18 protein-coding genes are annotated in these 16645 nt (G+C 72.8%); 6 read left to right on the plus strand and 12 right to left on the minus strand.

Features of this window, described 5'->3' with window-relative positions:
- Positions 1 to 39 precede the first annotated feature (39 nt).
- Positions 40 to 975: a GGDEF domain-containing protein gene (locus BJ958_RS16805; RefSeq protein WP_179728070.1), complete on the plus strand. Its 936-nt coding sequence runs from the start codon at positions 40 to 42 to the stop codon at positions 973 to 975.
- On the opposite strand, the gene BJ958_RS16810 is transcribed toward BJ958_RS16805, so the two are convergent.
- The 11 genes from BJ958_RS16810 to BJ958_RS16860 form a co-directional block, all read right to left on the minus strand.
- Positions 950 to 1900 (minus strand): serine/threonine-protein kinase, encoded by a 951-nt coding sequence (locus BJ958_RS16810; RefSeq protein ID WP_179728071.1) that lies wholly within the window; start codon positions 1898 to 1900, stop codon positions 950 to 952. The two genes, BJ958_RS16805 and BJ958_RS16810, sit on opposite strands and share 26 nt — an antisense overlap.
- A 63-nt stretch (positions 1901 to 1963) precedes the next feature.
- Complete coding sequence (locus BJ958_RS16815; protein ID WP_179728072.1) at positions 1964 to 3301, minus strand: dihydrolipoamide acetyltransferase family protein; 1338 nt, start codon at positions 3299 to 3301, stop codon at positions 1964 to 1966.
- Positions 3302 to 3312: 11 nt separating this feature from the next.
- The gene (locus tag BJ958_RS16820; protein ID WP_179728073.1) at positions 3313 to 4290 is read right to left on the minus strand and encodes an alpha-ketoacid dehydrogenase subunit beta; all 978 of its coding nucleotides are present in this window, start codon (positions 4288 to 4290) and stop codon (positions 3313 to 3315) included.
- Entirely contained in the window at positions 4290 to 5420 is a 1131-nt protein-coding gene (gene pdhA, locus BJ958_RS16825; protein WP_179728074.1) for a pyruvate dehydrogenase (acetyl-transferring) E1 component subunit alpha, read from the minus strand. Before pdhA ends, BJ958_RS16820 begins: the two co-directional genes overlap by 1 nt.
- Before the next feature lie 256 nt (positions 5421 to 5676).
- Positions 5677 to 6525 carry a hypothetical protein gene (locus BJ958_RS16830; protein ID WP_179728075.1) on the minus strand — a complete coding sequence of 283 codons (849 nt, stop codon included), beginning with the start codon at positions 6523 to 6525 and terminating at the stop codon, positions 5677 to 5679.
- 10 nt (positions 6526 to 6535) lie between these two features.
- Complete coding sequence (locus BJ958_RS16835; protein ID WP_179728076.1) at positions 6536 to 7414, minus strand: hypothetical protein; 879 nt, start codon at positions 7412 to 7414, stop codon at positions 6536 to 6538.
- Positions 7415 to 7426: 12 nt separating this feature from the next.
- The gene (locus BJ958_RS16840; protein WP_179728077.1) at positions 7427 to 8254 is read right to left on the minus strand and encodes a DUF2510 domain-containing protein; all 828 of its coding nucleotides are present in this window, start codon (positions 8252 to 8254) and stop codon (positions 7427 to 7429) included.
- Between the two features lie 86 nt (positions 8255 to 8340).
- Complete coding sequence (locus tag BJ958_RS16845) at positions 8341 to 8832, minus strand: hypothetical protein (RefSeq protein ID WP_179728078.1); 492 nt, start codon at positions 8830 to 8832, stop codon at positions 8341 to 8343.
- Positions 8833 to 8837: 5 nt separating this feature from the next.
- Complete coding sequence (locus BJ958_RS16850) at positions 8838 to 9050, minus strand: hypothetical protein (protein ID WP_179728079.1); 213 nt, start codon at positions 9048 to 9050, stop codon at positions 8838 to 8840.
- Between the two features lie 39 nt (positions 9051 to 9089).
- On the minus strand, positions 9090 to 10061 hold the full coding sequence (locus tag BJ958_RS16855; RefSeq protein WP_179728080.1) for an MTB12 C-terminal domain-containing protein: 972 nt from the start codon (positions 10059 to 10061) through the stop codon (positions 9090 to 9092).
- Positions 10061 to 10495, minus strand: coding sequence for a hypothetical protein (locus tag BJ958_RS16860; protein ID WP_179728081.1), 435 nt, complete (start codon positions 10493 to 10495; stop codon positions 10061 to 10063). The genes BJ958_RS16855 and BJ958_RS16860 overlap by 1 nt, the downstream gene beginning before the upstream one ends.
- A 39-nt stretch (positions 10496 to 10534) precedes the next feature.
- Between BJ958_RS16860 and BJ958_RS16865 the strand changes: the two genes are divergently transcribed.
- From BJ958_RS16865 to BJ958_RS16880, 4 genes are all read left to right on the plus strand, one after another.
- Positions 10535 to 11239, plus strand: coding sequence for a GntR family transcriptional regulator (locus tag BJ958_RS16865; protein WP_179728082.1), 705 nt, complete (start codon positions 10535 to 10537; stop codon positions 11237 to 11239).
- 12 nt (positions 11240 to 11251) lie between these two features.
- Positions 11252 to 11644: a phage holin family protein gene (locus BJ958_RS16870; protein WP_179728083.1), complete on the plus strand. Its 393-nt coding sequence runs from the start codon at positions 11252 to 11254 to the stop codon at positions 11642 to 11644.
- Positions 11644 to 12147 carry a low molecular weight protein-tyrosine-phosphatase gene (locus BJ958_RS16875; RefSeq protein WP_179728084.1) on the plus strand — a complete coding sequence of 168 codons (504 nt, stop codon included), beginning with the start codon at positions 11644 to 11646 and terminating at the stop codon, positions 12145 to 12147. The genes BJ958_RS16870 and BJ958_RS16875 overlap by 1 nt, the downstream gene beginning before the upstream one ends.
- A 77-nt stretch (positions 12148 to 12224) precedes the next feature.
- Positions 12225 to 13067: a 3-hydroxybutyryl-CoA dehydrogenase gene (locus BJ958_RS16880; RefSeq protein WP_425489797.1), complete on the plus strand. Its 843-nt coding sequence runs from the start codon at positions 12225 to 12227 to the stop codon at positions 13065 to 13067.
- Positions 13068 to 13582: 515 nt separating this feature from the next.
- Here the strand turns inward: BJ958_RS16880 and BJ958_RS16885 are convergent.
- Positions 13583 to 15283 (minus strand): AMP-binding protein, encoded by a 1701-nt coding sequence (locus tag BJ958_RS16885; protein ID WP_179728085.1) that lies wholly within the window; start codon positions 15281 to 15283, stop codon positions 13583 to 13585.
- Between the two features lie 356 nt (positions 15284 to 15639).
- Between BJ958_RS16885 and BJ958_RS16890 the strand changes: the two genes are divergently transcribed.
- Complete coding sequence (locus BJ958_RS16890; RefSeq protein WP_281367187.1) at positions 15640 to 16644, plus strand: vWA domain-containing protein; 1005 nt, start codon at positions 15640 to 15642, stop codon at positions 16642 to 16644.
- Position 16645 lies beyond the last annotated feature (1 nt).

Raw genomic sequence — 16645 nt, forward strand, 5'->3', positions numbered from 1 at the left:
AAGGGGCTTCCAGGACTCTGCGGCAGATCGGAGGCGGCCATGACGTCCGACGTGCCCGCACCTGACAGCTTCACCGAGGCTGCCCGGCGCGTCGTCGGCTACCTGGCCCGGCGCACCCCGCTGACGAACTGGTCGGTGTCGCGGGTGGCCGGCGGCGAGCAGGTCCACGTCCACGTGCACGGGCACGGCCTGATCGGCACCGGCGACCGCGTGCGGTGGGACGACACCTTCTGCCGCCAGATGACCCTCGGCGCCGGGCACGTCGTACCCGACTCGACCCTCGATGCGTCGTACGCCGGGCTGCCGGACTCGCCGGCCGTCCGGGCCTACGTCGGGTACCCGATCCGCGACGACCACGGCGACCTGTTCGGCATCCTGTGCGGGGTCGGGGACAGTCCGCTGCCCGACCCGGCCGCGGTCGACGACGACCTGGTCGAGACGCTCAGCCACCTGCTGGCCAGCCACCTCGCCGCCGCCCGCGCGGCGGACAGGGGCCGGCGCGCGGAGCTGCTGGCGACCGCGCTCGCCGACACCGACGCACTGACCGGACTGATGAACCGCCGCGGCTGGGACGGCCTGGTCGCGGACGCCCAGGAGCGCGTCGACGCCTTCGGCGACCCGGTGGCCGTCGCGGTGCTCGACATCGACGGCCTCAAGGAGGTCAACGACACCGCGGGCCACGAGGCCGGCGACGAGCTGCTCCGCCGTGCGGCCGACGCCCTGCGGCTCGCCGCGACCGACCGGGACCGGGTCGCACGCTACGGCGGTGACGAGTTCGTCGTCCTCTCCAACAACGTGCCTGTCACCGAGCTGACCGCGCACTACGCGCGGTTCGTGCACGCCCTCAACCAGCACGGCGTCGAGGCCTCCCTCGGCCACGCGTTCACGGGTCCGGGCGAGCGCACCGTCCGGGAGGCGTTCCGGCAGGCCGACGCGGCGATGTACGCCGTCAAGCGGGCCCGTCGCGCGGGTTGACCCGACGCGGGTCGGCCCACAGGCAGCCCGCCGCCGCGGTGAGGGCTTCGTCGACCGGGACGTCCCGCAGACCAGCGGTGCCGTGGGTGGCGACGAGGGCGCGGGCGGTGCAGCGCGCCGTCGTCCGGTCGAGGCCGGCGTCGCGCTCGAGGCTGCGGGCGAGCCTCGCCACGGCGTCCGGCTCCGGGTCGTGCCTGCGAGGCACGCCGAACGCCGCCGCGGCGCTCAGGGCCAGCACGGCAGCGACGACGATCGCGACCCAGCGCCGGCGCGACCGCCGGCTGGGCGCGGCCCGGAGCGCGTCGCGCAGCCCGGCAGCCGTGGCGGGCGGCTCGGCGAGGACTCCCGCGAGCGCCTGGGTCGGCGTGTCGGCGAGGAGCTCGCGCAGCAGCCGCACCAGCGCCCGGACGTCGTCGACGGCGGCGTCTGCCTGCGCAGGGACGGCGATCCCGAAGTCCGCGAGGTAGGCGACGGTGTGGGTGCCCCGTCGGCGCAGCAGCACGTTGGACGCCTTGACGTCGCGGTGCGCCATGCCCGCTCGGTGGGCCTCGGCGAGCCCGTCGGCGACCTGCGCGACGAGGTCGACCGCCTCGCGCTCGGGCAGCGGGCCGTGCCGTCGCAGCGCCGCCCCCAGGTCGCCGTCGGGCACCAGCTGGCTGGCGAGGAAGAGCCGGCCGTCGATCTCGCCGTGGGCGAAGACCTGCACCACGTGGGGCGAGTCGAGCGACGCCTGGGCCCGGGCCTCGCGGACGAACCGGGCACGGAGGTCCGGGTCGTCGGCGAGCTCCGGGAGGATCAGCTTGAGCGCGACGTGGCGGCCCAGCGCCGTGTCGACGGCCTCGTGCACCGTGCCCATGCCGCCACGCCCGAGGTGCCGCAGGATCCGGTAGGGACCGAGCGTCTCAGGCGGGTCGGGTGCGGACATGCCGCCGTTCTACCGGCCCGGTCCGGCACGGGCGAACGCTCGTCCACAGCTCTCGTCGTCGAGTCAGAACAGGAGCGCCGTGGCGGGGTCGCTCACCAGGTCGGCGACGTCGGCGAGGAACTGCGAGCCGGTGGCGCCGTCGACGTGGCGGTGGTCGAAGGACAGCGACAGGGTCATCACCTGGCGCGGCACGACCTGGTCGCCCACGACCCACGGCTGCGGCTTGATGGCGCCCAGGCACAGGATCGCGGACTCGCCGGGGTTGATGATCGGGGTGCCGCCATCGACGCCGAACACGCCGACGTTGGTGATCGTGAACGACCCGCCGGCCAGGTCGGTCGGCTGGGTGCGGCCCTCTCGAGCGGTGGCGGTGAGCGTCTCGAGGGCCTGGGCGAGCTCGACCAGGCTGAGGGCGTGGGCGTCCTTGATGTTGGGCACGACCAGGCCACGCGGGGTGGCGGCGGCGATGCCGAGGTTGACGTAGTGCTTGACCACGACCTCCTGGGCGGCCTCGTCCCAGGTGGAGTTGATGAGCGGCGTACGACGCATCGCGAGCAGGCAGGCCCGCGCGACGACGAGCAGCGGGCTGACCTTCACGCCCGCGAGCTCCCGGCGCTCGCGCAGCCGGGCGACCAGCTCGACGGTGGCCGTCGCGTCGACGGTGACCCACTCGGTGACGTGGGGTGCGGTGTAGGCGGAGGCGACCATGGCAGCGGCCATGTTCTTGCGGACGCCCTTGATCGGCTCGCGGGTCTCACGGCCGGCGGGGTCGACGGCCACGGGCGCCGCAGCGCGGGTGGCAGGAGGGGCGGTCGGCGTGGCGGAGCCGGCGGCGGCGAGCACGTCCTCCTTGCTGACGGTGCCCTTCTGGCCCGTCGGCACCAGCGAGGACAGGTCGACGCCGAGGTCGCGCGCCAGGCGCCGGACCAGCGGCTTGGCGAGGGCGCGGATCGGACGGGCCGGCTCGTCGACCGGCCCGGGTACGACGACGGCCGGGACCTCGTCGGGCATCGCCTTGCGGGCCCGTCGCTTGAGCGCGCGCTGCTTGGGGCCGTAGCCGACCAGGGTGGCGTTCCCCTCCGGCGGGATGTTGGTGTCGATGGGCTCGCTCGCCCGGGGCGCGGACGGCACCTCGGAGGCCGGGGGCGGCGGGACCGCGCCGGGCTCGCCGATCCGGATGATCGGCGTACCGACCTCGACGGTGTCGCCCTCGCCGACGAGCAGCGCCAGCACGTGGCCGGCGTACGGCGAGGGCAGCTCGACGATCGACTTGGCGGTCTCGATCTCCACGACGATGTCGTTGATCGCGACGACGTCGCCCTCCTTGACCCGCCAGGCCACGATCTCGGCCTCGGTGAGGCCTTCGCCGACGTCGGGGAGCTTGAACTCGTTCACGGCCATGGCAGCTCTCCTCAGAACCCGAAGGTCCGGTCGACGGCGTCGAGGACCCGGTCGAGGTCGGGCAGGAACGCCTCCTCGATGCGGGCGGGTGGGTAGGGGGTGTCGAAGCCGCCGACGCGCAGCACCGGCGCCTCCAGCGAGTGGAAGCACTCCTCGGTGACCCGCGCGGCGATCTCGGCCCCGACCCCGAGGGTCACGTGGGCCTCGTGGACGACCACCAGGCGTCCGGTACGACGCACGGACTCGTGCACCGGGACGAGGTCGAGCGGGGAGAGGGTGCGCAGGTCGATGACCTCGAGCGAGCGGCCCTCCTCGGCGGCGACGGTCGCCGCGTCGAGGCAGGTCGACACGGTCGGGCCGTAGGCGACGAGCGTCGCGTCGGATCCGGGGCGGACCACCCGGGACTGCCACAGCGGCGCGGGCGGCGCCGACTCGTCGACGTCGGCCTTCGCGGAGTGGTAGAGCCGCTTGGGCTCCAGGAAGACGACCGGGTCGTCGGCGTGGATCGCCTGCTGGATCATCGCGTACGCGTCGGCCGGGTTGGAGCAGGCGACCACCTTGAGCCCGGGCGTGTGCACGAACTGCGCCTCGGGCGACTCGCTGTGGTGCTCGACCGCCCCGATGCCGCCACCGAACGGGATCCGGATGACCATCGGGACCTTCACCCGCCCCTGGCTGCGGAAGTGCAGCTTGGCGACCTGGCACACGATCTGGTCGTAGGCCGGGTAGACGAAGCCGTCGAACTGGATCTCCACCACGGGCCGGTAGCCGCGCATCGCCAGGCCGACCGCGGTGCCGACGATGCCGGACTCGGCCAGCGGCGTGTCGATCACCCGGGCGTCGCCGAAGTCCTTCTGCAGGCCGTCGGTGATCCGGAAGACGCCGCCGAGCCGGCCGACGTCCTCGCCCATGACGACGACCTTGTCGTCGTCCTCCATCGCCTTGCGCAGGCCGGCGTTGAGCGCCTTGGCCAGGGTCATCGTGGTCATCACGACACCTCCTCGTACGACGCGGCGTGCGCGTCGTACTCCGCCTGCTGGGCCGCCAGCTCGACCGTCTTCTCGGCGTGCACCAGGTCCCACAGGTCGTGGGGCGAGGGATCCGGGAGCGCGTGGCACTCACGGCGCATCCGCTCGCCGAGCGCGTCGGCCTCGGCCGCGACCTCGGCCATGAACGCGTCGTCGGCCATGCCGTTGCGGCGCAGGTAGACCTCGAGCCGGGCGATCGGGTCCTTGAGCTTCCAGTGCTCGACGTCGTCGCTGAGCCGGTAGCGGGTCGGGTCGTCGGTGGTGGTGTGGGCGCCCATCCGGTACGTGTAGGCCTCGATCAGGATCGGCCCCTGGCCCTCGCGCGCCCGCTGCAGCGCGGCCTTCGTGACGGCGTACGTCGCCAGCACGTCGTTGCCGTCGACCCGGATGCCCGGGAAGCCGAAGCCGTGGGAGCGGCGGTAGAGCGGGATCCGGGACTGCCGCTCGAACGGCTCGGAGATCGCCCACTGGTTGTTCTGGCAGAAGAACACGACCGGCGCGTTGAACGAGGCGGCGAAGACGAACGCCTCGTTGACGTCGCCCTGCGAGGAGGCGCCGTCACCGAAGTGGGCGACCACGGCGGTGTCGCGCTCGGGGTCGCCGGTGCCGACCAGCCCGTCGCGCTGCACGCCCATGGCGTAGCCGGTGGCGTGAAGTGTCTGCGCGCCGATGACGATCGTGTAGAGGCCGAAGTTGTGCTCGGCCGGGTCCCAGCTGCCCTGGTCGACGCCGCGGAACAGCGCGAGCAGCCGGACCGGGTCGACCCCGCGGCACCAGGCGACGCCGTGCTCGCGGTAGGTCGGGAAGACGAAGTCCTGGGGGGCCAGGGCGCGGCCGGCTCCGATCTGCGCGGCCTCCTGTCCCAGCAGCTGGGCCCACAGGCCGAGCTCGCCGTGGCGCTGCAACGCGGTCGCCTCGACGTCGAGGCGGCGCACGAGGACCATGTCGCGGTAGAACCCGCGCAGCTCGTCGGCGCTGAAGTCGACGTCGAAGCCGGGGTGGTGGACCCGCTCGCCCTCAGGTGTGAGCAGCTGGACGAGCTCGGGATCGGGCGCGCGTTCGGGTGCCGGTCCGAAGACGGGGTCGGTCATTCGCCACTCCTTGCATCCGCCGCCTGCGGGGTCGCCGCGGCACGGGTCGGGTTGGTCAGTGGTCCGGGTCCGTCACAGGGGTGGCGCGACGTGTGATCCGGAGCACACCGTCACTCGCCACGATACTTCGTCCCCATGATCGGCTCGTGAACCCAACGCCGGCCGGCGTTGGGGGCGACGCGGGAAGCGCTCCCGGCGTCCTGTCCCCCCAGGGCGGCACGACGGCGCGGGGAGCCGCGCCGTCGCGCCGGATGCATCACTTCTCGACGTAGCTGTAGCCGCTGACCAGCCAGCTGCCGGTGCTGCCGTCGAGGGCCCAGGTCGAGTCGAGCGTCTTGCCCGTGTTGGGCGCGTAGACGTCGCCGTAGACGTTGACGACATAGGCGTCGAGCGTCGGCTCCGGGTCCTTGAAGGTGTATTCCGCGTTGGACATCTCGAGGTTGCCCGCGACCGCCTTGCAGCCGGCCTGGTCGGTGAACTCCGAGGCGAAGTACTCCGGCGTGGTCAGGCCCTCGACCGCCAGGCAGTCGCCCTCGAGGAGCGAGTCGAGGAAGGCCCGCGCCGTGATCGTCGGGTCGTCGGTCGGCACGTCGGCGCCGTCGGTGCTCTCCGTCTCCGTCGGCTCGTCGGTGGGCTCGTCGGTCTCGGTCGCGTCGTCGGTCGGCTCCGCGGTCTTCGACGTGTCGTCCTTGGCCGCGGGCTTGTCGTCGTCACCCTTGAACACGGTGAAGGCGAGCACCGCCACGATCCCGAGGACGAGCACGACGGCACCGGCCACGATCGCGATGACCAGGCCCTTCTTGCCGCCGCCACCGGCCGGGGGCGCCGGGAAGCCGGGGCCCCCCGGGCCGCCGGGGTAGCCGCCACCCGGGTAGCCGGGAGCGGCGGGCTGCTGGGGGTAGCCGGGTTGGGGGTAGCCGGGCTGCTGCGGCTGCTGGTAGGCCGGCGCGGCGGGCTGCGGGGGCTGCGGCGGGTAGCCCGGCTGCTGCGGCGGCTGCTGGCCCGGGGCGCCGTACGGCGGGACAGGGGCGCCACCCGCAGGCGGCGCCATCTGGGTCGGGGGCTGTTCGCCCGGCTGCCCAGGTGGGGGGAACTGGTCGCTCACGCGCGTGAGCCTAGTGGTACTCGGGCTCCGGGACCGGCGATTCGTCCCGGCGCCGCGGCCAGAGGCTGACGAGCAGCAGGGCCAGGCCGACCGGAGCAGCGACCAGGAAGCCGCGCGCGTACGGCTCCAGCGAGCCGATCACGGTGTCGAGCAGGACACCCGCGAGCTCGCGGCGCTCCACCGCGACCCGGTCGAGCGCGGCGGCTGCGAGCGGGTCGGCCACGAGCAGCAGGCCGACGGCGCCGAGCGCGACACCGAGCAGGGCGAAGCCGAGCGCACGCACCTCGGCCCGCCAGCCGCGCGCCACGATCAGGACGAGCGCGGCCAGGCCGAGCCAGACGAACGGCAGCAGCCGGCTGACGCCGTCGACGGCGCGGTACGCCGGCCCCGACCCTGCGACCTTCGACTCCTTCACCACGGGGACCCGCAGCGCGACGTCGGGCAGCAGCCCGACCGGGATCCCCCGGTCCTCGAGCCGTCCCAGCACCAGGTGGACCAACGGCCCGGCATCGACGGTGATCGAGCCGTCCGCGGGCGCGTCGGGATCCTGGAGCACGGCGAGCACCTGGTCGTGGACGTCGGCGTTCGCATCGCGCCAGAACGCCGGGAACTCCGGGCTCTCCACCACCATCGTCGCGGCCTTGTCGGCCCACTCCCGCACGGCCTCGGGCAGCCCGACCGGGATGTGCTCCTGCAGCGCACGGACCGCACCGTCCGCCGCGGCGTCGGCGAGCACCCGGCGCACCGTCGGGTCGTGCGCGAGTCCGGCGACCGTGTCGACGTACTCGCCGCGGTCGTCGACCCGCGCGGTCAGCCAGCTGCCGGCGATCGCGAAGGGGGCGACCAGGGTCGCGAGGAGGACCGTGACGGTCGCGGTGAAGGTGCGCATGGGAACGTGGGATCAGTCCGAGTCCGCGTCCGCGACCTTCCAGTCGCCGTCCTCCTTGACCAGCTTCACCGTCAGGGTCCGCTCGTCCGTGCGGTCACCGTCGAGCACGTCGTCGACGAACTCCTGGTCGCCGGTGAACTCGGCCGTCTGCCGCACCTCGACGCTCGCCTCGTCGCCGTCCTCCTCGACGTCCTTGACCTCGTACTCGTAGTCGAAGTCTGCGCGGATGTCGTCGAGCGAGAGGCCGTACTCCTCCTCGTACTGCTTGGTCGCGTCCTCCTCGTCCTTCGCCTGGGCGTCGGCGAAACCACCGCAGTCGCTGGCGTCCGCGGCGTCGATCAGGGACTGGCGCTCGTCCTCGGACGACAGCTCGCAGTACTCCTCGTGGTCGCCGTCGGCCCTCGCCTCGAGGTAGTCGGTCGCGACGCCCTCGGGCCCTCCGCCGCCGACCGCCTTGACCAGGACCACGACGACGAGGAGGAGCACGACGAACGCGGCCGCGACGCCGCCGAGGACCAGGCCCAGCTTCTTGCCACCACCGCCGCGGCTCGGTGGCGGGGTCCAGCCGAGCTGCTGCGGCTGGCCGAACTGCTGGGGCTGGCCGAACTGCTGGGGCTGGCCGAACTGCTGCGGCTGGCCGAACTGCTGCGGCTGGCCGAACTGCTGCGGCTGGCCGAACTGCTGCGGCGGGCGGGGGGCGATGACGGTGGCGTCAGCAGCCGGTCCGGCGGCCGGCGGCTGCGTGTGCTCGGTCCACTGGGTGCCGTCCCACCAGCGCTGCCCACCCTGGCCGTCGGGGTACCAACCGGCAGGGACGGTGGGCTGGTTCGGGTCGGACATCACACTCTCCTGGGCGGCGCGGGCAGGTCGCCGGGCATCATGCCACGCAGGCGCAGGGCTCAACCCCGCTGCGACCGTGGTGTGACTCAGCCCGCGTCGACGCCGGCCACGCGCCACTCGCCGTCGACCTCGACGAGCTCGACCGTGCCGCGGTCGTGGGGGCCGGCGCCCTGCCAGATCGCGTCGAACCCGGCGTGGTCGTCGCCGTGATAGCGCAGCTCGACGTCGTAGGTGACCCGGGCCCGTCCGTCGCCCTCGCTGAACGGCTCGACGGTGACGACGACGTCGGTGTCGCCACGGTACGGCGCGAGGGCTGACGTCTCGGCCCTGGCGGCGGCCGCCTCGGCGTAGGCCGCACAGTCGGCGTACGGCTCACCCTCGTAGAGGTAGTCGCGCCACTGCTCGGTGGCCAGCGAGCACTCGGTGCGCCAGGCGCCGTCCCAGCTCGCGCGCAGGTAGTCCTCCGCGACGTCCTCGGGCGCCGGGCCGCGCAGCAGCACCACGACCGAGGCCACCACGGCCACGACCACGGGCAGTGCGGCCAGGGCGAGGAGGGTGCGGCGTCCGGGGCGTCGCACCCGGCTCAGTTGGTGGTGGTGATGATCGCGACCAGCACCACGAACAGCACCAGCGCGATCGTGGTCAGCAGACCCACCGTGAAGCCGATGGTCCGCCTGGTCGAGACCGGCGGGGGCGGCAGCGCGGGACCGCCGTAGGAGGCGGGTGCGCCGCCGAGGTACGGCGGGGGCGGCGGGCCCGGGGGCGGCGGCGGAGCACCGTACGGCGGCTGGCTCATGCGGTCAGGTTAGTAGGGATCGGGCCGTCGCGGGGCCGGTCAGCCCGCGTCGCTGATCTTCCACCGGCCGCCTTCGCGGACCAGCTCGAAGTCGGACTTCTGGCTCGAGCCGTAGATCGTGATCTCGACCGGCACGGTCGCCGTACCGGCGGCGGCGTCGACCGTCGCGTCGCCGACGTCCCACTTCACCGAGTCACCCAGCTCGGTCGGGATCTCGGCGGCGTCGCAGCTGCCCTCGTCGGCGAGGTACGCCGAGGTGACCAGGTCCTCCGCGGTCGCGCAGTCGCCGGCGAACGCGGAGTCGAGGAAGGCCTCGACCACGGCGGTCGGCTCGTCGGGAACGGCACCGGCCGTGCTGGACCCGCCCGCGGAGGGGCTGCCGGAGGGGCTCGGGCCGTCGGTGGGCGCCGTGACGGACGGGCCCTCGGAGCTCGCGCTGCGGGCGACGTCGTAGGACGCCACCAGCCACTCGCCGTCGACCTTCTCGAGCACGAAGGTGTACGTCGAGCTGCCGGCCTGGCTGGTGAAGTCGGCGGGCACGCTCGCGGTGGAGCCGTCGATGCTGGCGTCGTGGACGTCGGACTCGACGTCCTCGGTCGCGAGCAGCCGGAAGTCCTCGGACTCGCACGGATCGCTCGCCCTGGCGTCCTCGGTCAGCAGCTTCTCGGCGGCCGCGCAGTCGCCGTCCTCGGCGGCGGCGACCAGCCTCTCGACGACGTCCTCGGGTGTGGCGGCGGCACTGTCGCCCCCGCGGTCGCCGTCACCGTCGCTGTCGTCGTCGCCGGTGAGGGCGACGACCAGGCCGATGGCGATGCCGATGAGGAGGAGCACGCCGACGACGCCGAGCACGATCCACAGTCCCTTGCCCTTGTCGCCCGACGGCGGGGGGAAGCCGGGCGGCCCGGACGGGGGCGGACCCCACGCCGGCGGGCCCGCCGGGGGCGGGCCTGCGGGGGGCGGGCCTGCCGGGGGCGGCGGGAAGGACGGCGGCGGCGGGGGGTGCTGGCTCATCAGGGGTTCACCTGCTCGAGGTAGTCGGAGAACCACGACTCCAGGTCAGCGGGGTCGGTGGGGAACGGCGGGATGTCGTCCGGGATACCCGACGGCACCCCACTCGGAACCTTCGTCGGCAGGTCCGGGACGCTCGGCGCGCCGCTCGGCAGGTCGGGCAGGGGCTCGGTCGGCAGGTCGCTGGGGAAGTCCGACGCGTCGATCGTGGGCAGGTCGAGGGTCGGCTTCGTGGCGGGCGCCCCGGGTGTCGTGCTGCTGCTGGTGTCGTCGCCGGCCGGGGCGGCGTCGCCGTCGTCGCGACCGACGAGCAGGAAGGCGGCGAGCGCCACGATCGCGAGGACCAGCACGACACCGCCGACGGCGACGGCCGCCCGCAGGCCGCGGCCTCCGCCGACCTCGAGGGACGGGCCATCGGTCGGGAGCTCGGGGGGCACGGCCTCACCCTAGACGAGCCGGGCTTGCAGAATGGGGGGATGGCCGGAGCGTCCACGCCACCGAGGAACCCCTTCACGCCCCTCAGCGTGGAGAGCGAGTCGACGGTGTCCCGGGTCGCGGCGGAGGTACGCCGGGCGATCTTCGAGGGCGACCTGGAGAGCGGCACGCCACTGCGGGAGGTGGCGCTCGCCGAGTCCCTCGGCGTCTCGCGGCCGACCGTGCGGGAGGCGCTGACGGTGCTCGTGACCGAAGGGCTGGCGACCCGGGAGCCGCACCGCGGCGTGATGGTCGCGACGCCGCGGGCCGAGTCGGTGCGCGACGTGTGCCGGGCGCGGTGGGTGCTCGAGGGCGCGGGCGTGCAGGCGTGGCCGGCCGCGGACGCCGTACGGCGAGCGAGGGTGCGCACCACCCTGGACGCCTACACGGCGGCGGTGCGCAGCGGCGAGGCGTCGTACGAGGAGCTCAACGAGCGCCACCTGTCCTTCCACGTCTCGCTCGTGGAGCTGACCGGCAGCCCGCGGCTGGTGCAGATGGCCGAGGCGCTGATGGACGAGCTCAGGCTGGCGCTGGCCCAGGTCGAGCGGATCAACCGCAACGCGCACGACGAGGCCGGCTCGCACGAGGGCCTGGTCGAGCTGCTGGAGGCCGACCGGATCGACGGCCCGGACGGGGCGCACGCCTTCCTGCGCAAGCACATCGACGACGCCGAGGTGGAGATCATCGAGGCGCTCGGCCTGGAATGACACACTGGCCGCATGCTGGCCTTCCTGTCCCGTTGGGCGATCACGGCCGCCGCGCTCGCCGTGGCCGCGCAGCTGATCGACGGCATCTGGTTCGAGGGTGCGAGCGAGGGCCGCGCCGAGCTCGACGACAAGATCCTGCCGCTGCTGCTGGTCGCGCTGATCTCGTGCGCGGTCACCGCGTGGGTCAAGCCACTGCTGACCCTGCTGTCGATCCCGTTCATCCTGGTGACGCTGGGCCTGTTCCTCATCGTGCTCAACGCGCTGCTCCTGCGGTTCACCGCCTGGCTGGCCGACGTGGTCGACATCGGGTTCCACGTCGACGGGTTCTGGCCGGCGGTGTGGGGCTCGATCATCATCAGCGTCACCACCTGGTTCCTCGACGCGGTCCTCGGCTTCGACGACTGATGACCACCGCTCCCCCACCCCGCACCCCGGGGCGGTACCGCGTCGCCCTCGTCTGCCTCGGCAACATCTGCCGCTCGCCGATGGCCGACGTCGTGCTCGCCGCCCGGGTCGCCGACGCCGGCCTCGACGACCGGGTCGAGGTGATCAGCGCCGGCACCGGCACGTGGCACGTCGGCGAGCCGATGGACCGCAGGGCCGCCGCCCTGCTCACGACCGAGGGGTACGACGCCAGCCGGCACCGCGCCCAGCAGGTGCTCGCCTCCTGGCTGGACGAGCAGGACCTGGTCCTGGCGATGGACCACGACAACCTGCGCGACCTGCGCGCCCTGGGTGACGCCGACCCCGCTCGGGTGCGGCTGTTCCGCGACTTCGACCCGCTGGAGCCAGGCGGGGAGGTGCCGGACCCCTTCTTCGGCGGCGACGAGGGGTTCGGCACCGTGCTGGCGATGGTGGAGCGGACCTCGGCCGCGCTCGTGGCCGAGGTCGCCGCCGTACTGGCCTGAACTGGTCCTACTCACCGGTCACCCTTACGTTTACTAGGACGTCCTAGTAATCGAGCGAGGGGAACCTGATGACGAGCATCGAGCGTGTGGGAGTGGTCGGCGGCGGCCTGATGGGATCGGGCATCGCGGAGGTCAACGCCCGCGCCGGCAAGGACGTGGTCGTCGTCGAGTCCACCGCCGAGGCGGTCGAGGCCGCCCACCAGCGCCTCGAGAACTCCCTCAAGCGCGCCGAGAGCCGCGGCAAGATCGACTCGGCGGCCGCCGTCCTCGAGCGGATCCGGGTCGTCGACGACCTCACCGCCCTCGCCGACCGCGACATCGTCATCGAGGCCATCGTCGAGGACGAGCAGGCCAAGACCGACCTGTTCCGCCGCCTCGACGAGATCGTCACCAGCCCCGACGCGATCCTCGCCTCGAACACCTCCTCCATCCCGATCATGAAGCTGGCCGTCGCCACGAAGCGCCCCAGCCACGTGCTGGGCGTGCACTTCTTCAACCCGGTCCCGGTCCTCAAGCTGGTCGAGCTGGTCCCGTCCCTGATGACCGACACCGACACCACCGAGCGCGCCCGCGCCTTCGTGCAGGACGACCTCGGCAAGACCGCCATCGACTGCCAGGACCGCGCCGGCTTCGTCGTCAACGCCCTGCTGATCCCGTTCATCCTCTCCGCGATCCGGATGTTCGAGTCCGGGTTCGCCTCCGCGGAGGACATCGACCACGGCCTGGTCCTCGGCGCCGCCCACCCCCAGGGCCCGCTCGCCCTGGCCGACCTGATCGGCCTCGACACCGTCAAGGCCGTCGCCGAGTCGCTGTACGAGGAGTTCAAGGAGCCCCTGTACGCCGCCCCGCCGCTGCTCGCCCGGATGGTCGAGGCGCGGCTGCTGGGCCGCAAGACCGGGCGGGGCTTCTACACGTACTAGTCCGGCCGTCGCCTCGCTCCGGCATGTCGTGTGGGCGCGTACGACATTCGGCTGAGTCTCGTCGTGCCGCCCGCCGTTCCTGGACGACCCGACCGGCGGGCGGTGGCCACGTGGTCGGCGAGCTCGGGGAGCGGAGGGTGTGGCGGGGGCGGGTGGTGGCTCCGGGCGCTGTAACACGTGGTTCGCCCGCCTACCATCCGCCTGACCACGCAAATGGGGGACTGTGCGGGTCCGCTACAGGTGACATGGGGCTGGTAGGACGGCGAACGACGTGTTACAGCGCGGGCGGTCGGTGCGCGCCATCGCGCGCGGTGTCCCGGGCGCTGTAACACGTGGTCCGCCCGCCTACCATCCGCCTGACCACCCGAATGGGGGGCTGTACGGGTCCGCTACAGGTGACATGGGGCTGGTAGGACAGCGAACCACGTGTTACAGCGCCGGCGGTCGATGAACGCCGGACGAGCGAGCCGCGGGCGGAAGAAACGGCGTCGGCAAGCGGCGCGGCGCCAGACGGCTCAGCCCTTGAGCCCCGGGAAGTCGTCGTCGCGGAACTCGCCGGCCGGCCGAGTCCCCTCGACCTCGTTCTCCCGCTGCCGCAGCTCGACCCGCCGGATCTTGCCGGAGATCGTCTTGGGCAGCTCGAAGAACTCGAGCCGGCGTACCCGCAGGAACGGGGCGAGGTGCTCGCGGGCGTAGCGGAGGATCGACTCGGCCGTCTCGGCGCTCGGCTCGTGACCGGGCACCAGCGCCACGTAGGCCTTCGGCACTGCCAGCCGCACCGCATCGGGTGCGGGCACCACGGCAGCCTCCGCGACCGCCGGGTGCTCGATCAGGACCGACTCGAGCTCGAACGGGCTGATCTTGTAGTCCGAGGCCTTGAAGACGTCGTCGGTGCGGCCGATGTAGGTGATGTAGCCGTTCTCGTCGCGGGCCGCGACGTCACCGGTGTGGTAGAAGCCGCCGGCCATGGCCTCGGCGTTCTTCTGCGGGTCGCCCTGGTATCCGGTCATCAGCGTCAACGGCCCACCACTGCCGGCCGACAGGTCCAGGCAGATCTCGCCCTCGCCGACCCCGTCGACGACGACACCCGTGAGCGGGTCGACCAGCACCACGGGTACGCCGGGAAGCGGCCGGCCCATCGAGCCCGCGACCACGGGCTGGCCGGGGGTGTTGGCGATGGCGGCGGTCATCTCGGTCTGGCCGAAGCCGTCACGGATGGTGCGGCCCCAGTGCTTCTCGACCTGGCTGATCACCTCGGGGTTGAGCGGCTCGCCGGCGGCGATCGCCTCCCGCAGCGCGCCGGGTCCACCGGACAGGTCGGCATTGATCAGCATCCGCCACACGGTCGGAGGCGCGCAGAACGTGGTCACGCCCTCCGCCCGCAGCTGCCCCAGCAGGGCGGCGGCGTCGAAGCGCGCGTAGTTGTAGACGAACACCGTGGCCTCGGCGAGCCACGGGGCGAAGAAGTTCGACCAGGCGTGCTTCGCCCAGCCGGGGCTGGAGATGTTGAGGTGCACGTCGCCCGGCTGCAGGCCGAGCCAGTACATCGTGGACAGGTGGCCGACCGGGTACGACACGTGGGTGTGCTCGACCAGCTTGGGCCGCGAGGTGGTGCCGGAGGTGAAGTAGAGGAGCAGCCGGTCGGTGCTCGCGTTCCCCGGGTGCGGGACGGGTGTGGCGACCGACTCGTACGCCGTCGCGTAGGACGACCAGCCGTCGGCGGAGCCCACGGCGATCCGCACGTACGAACCGGGGACCTCGTCGAACTTGGCCGTGTCGGCGGCGTTGCAGATCACCGCGCGGGCGTTCCCGCGGCCGAGCCGGTCGACGAGCTCGGCCGGGCCGACGGCGGTGGTCGTCGGCATGATCACCGCGCCCAGTCGGATCAGCGCGAGCATCGACTCCCACAGCTCGACCTGGTTGCCGAGCATCACGACGACGCTGTCGCCCCGGCCGATCCCCTGCTCGGTGAGGAGCGCGGCGACCTGCTCGGAACGGGTGACCAGCTCACCGAAGGAGTACGACGCCCGTCGGCCGTCCTCCTCGACGATCACCAGCCCGGGCTGGTCGTTGTCGCGCGCGAACGAGTCGAACCAGTCGTGGACGAAGTTGAAGGTGGGACCCACGTCGGGCCACTGGAAGCGGGCGACGGCCTCGGCGTGATCGGCGCGGAGGTCGCGCAGCAGGTCACGGGCGGTACGCAGGGTGGTGCTCATGGTGCTCACTCTCCTCGCCGCCGTGGCGACGCGGCACCCTCGAAAGGGGGCGCCGCGCCGCCACGGGGCGCACGACGGGTCGGTGCGGTTCAGCTGCTGGCGAGCAGATCGCCGAACGGCGGGGCATCACCGACCCGGCTCACTTCAGCAGGATGTCCAAGAAGCGGTTCGGGAGCTCGCCGGCCGAGCTGCGCCGTCGCTGGCGCGTGGAGAGCGTGGTCGAGGGCGCGGCCGCGACCTGAGTCCGGCGGCCCGACGACGCCGGACACCCGACATGCCGGATACCCAAAATGGGGTATGCCCGGCGCAGGCGTCCCGATGGACGATGCCCAGACGGTCGAGAGAAGGGGACGGACATGGGCATTCCCACCTCAGGTGTGGCATGGGCACTGGCAGGAGGGCTCGTCGCGACGAGCCTCGTCGGCGCGGCGACAGCAACCGCTGCGCCAGCGGCAAGAGCCGCGGCGTGCGCACCGGCCGCCAACATCCAGGCCATCATCGATGACTCCGGGTCCATGTCGGGGACCGACCCGGACCGGCTCCGGGTCCAGGCGATGAACCTGCTCATCGACGCACTGGCGCCCTCGCGGATCCTCGGGGCGACCGAGTTCGGGTCGGTCGAGGACAACGTCTTCGCCCCGGCGGCCGTCGGGCCGAACGCGGCGGCGATGAAGGCCTCGCTCGACACGCTGGTCCAGGCCGACAACGGCGGCACGGACTACAACCTCGCCTTCGACTCGGCACGTGCGGTCAACCCGGGCGCCTCGGTCCGGATCTTCCTGACCGACGGCGGCCACAACAGCGGGGACTACCTCAACACCCACCTCAACCCCGCCCCGCAGGCCCAGACGCCGACGTACGTCATCGGCTTCAGCCCCGGACTCGCTGCGGCCGAGGACCAGGCCCGGCTCCAGCAGATCGCCGCCGACACCGGAGGCCAGTACTTCGCCCTCCCGGACGCGCAGGCCCTGCAGCCGGTGATGAACGAGATCCAGACGCGGCTGACCTGCCAGTCACCGCCGAAGACGTTCGTCGACACCGTCGCGGCGGGTGGCACGAAGCACCACGGCGTGAAGATCAAGCGGAAGTCGCGCTCCGCGCAGCTGACCCTGACCTGGACCAGCCCGCTCGACGCGTTCCAGGTCAAGAAGGTCAAGATCAAGCGCCACGGCCGGGTCGTCGCGACCAAGGGCCACCCGCTCAAGATCAAGACCAAGCGCGGCTCGACCTACCTGGTCATCAAGGTGACCAAGCTGGTGCCGGGCAAGATGACCTTCGTCGTGAAGAACACGGCAGCCGGATCGGGCGCACCGCAGGTCACCGTGACCACCCAGGTGAGCCAGAGCAGGTCGAAGAAGTAGG

The sequence above is a fragment of the Nocardioides kongjuensis genome (genome assembly GCF_013409625.1).
GTDB classification, from domain to species: Bacteria; Actinomycetota; Actinomycetes; order Propionibacteriales; family Nocardioidaceae; genus Nocardioides; species Nocardioides kongjuensis.

Bases quoted from the DNA above. Each gene is read 5' to 3' on its own strand.
- BJ958_RS16805 (WP_179728070.1), top strand. From the start codon at position 40: ATGACGTCCGACGTGCCCGCACCTGACAGCTTCACCGAGGCTGCCCGG.
- BJ958_RS16810 (WP_179728071.1), bottom strand. From the start codon at position 1,900: ATGTCCGCACCCGACCCGCCTGAGACGCTCGGTCCCTACCGGATCCTG.
- BJ958_RS16815 (WP_179728072.1), bottom strand. From the start codon at position 3,301: ATGGCCGTGAACGAGTTCAAGCTCCCCGACGTCGGCGAAGGCCTCACC.
- BJ958_RS16820 (WP_179728073.1), bottom strand. From the start codon at position 4,290: ATGACCACGATGACCCTGGCCAAGGCGCTCAACGCCGGCCTGCGCAAG.
- pdhA (WP_179728074.1), bottom strand. From the start codon at position 5,420: ATGACCGACCCCGTCTTCGGACCGGCACCCGAACGCGCGCCCGATCCC.
- BJ958_RS16835 (WP_179728076.1), bottom strand. From the start codon at position 7,414: ATGCGCACCTTCACCGCGACCGTCACGGTCCTCCTCGCGACCCTGGTC.
- BJ958_RS16840 (WP_179728077.1), bottom strand. From the start codon at position 8,254: ATGTCCGACCCGAACCAGCCCACCGTCCCTGCCGGTTGGTACCCCGAC.
- BJ958_RS16850 (WP_179728079.1), bottom strand. From the start codon at position 9,050: ATGAGCCAGCCGCCGTACGGTGCTCCGCCGCCGCCCCCGGGCCCGCCG.
- BJ958_RS16855 (WP_179728080.1), bottom strand. From the start codon at position 10,061: ATGAGCCAGCACCCCCCGCCGCCGCCGTCCTTCCCGCCGCCCCCGGCA.
- BJ958_RS16865 (WP_179728082.1), top strand. From the start codon at position 10,535: ATGGCCGGAGCGTCCACGCCACCGAGGAACCCCTTCACGCCCCTCAGC.
- BJ958_RS16870 (WP_179728083.1), top strand. From the start codon at position 11,252: ATGCTGGCCTTCCTGTCCCGTTGGGCGATCACGGCCGCCGCGCTCGCC.
- BJ958_RS16875 (WP_179728084.1), top strand. From the start codon at position 11,644: ATGACCACCGCTCCCCCACCCCGCACCCCGGGGCGGTACCGCGTCGCC.
- BJ958_RS16885 (WP_179728085.1), bottom strand. From the start codon at position 15,283: ATGAGCACCACCCTGCGTACCGCCCGTGACCTGCTGCGCGACCTCCGC.
- BJ958_RS16890 (WP_281367187.1), top strand. From the start codon at position 15,640: ATGGGCATTCCCACCTCAGGTGTGGCATGGGCACTGGCAGGAGGGCTC.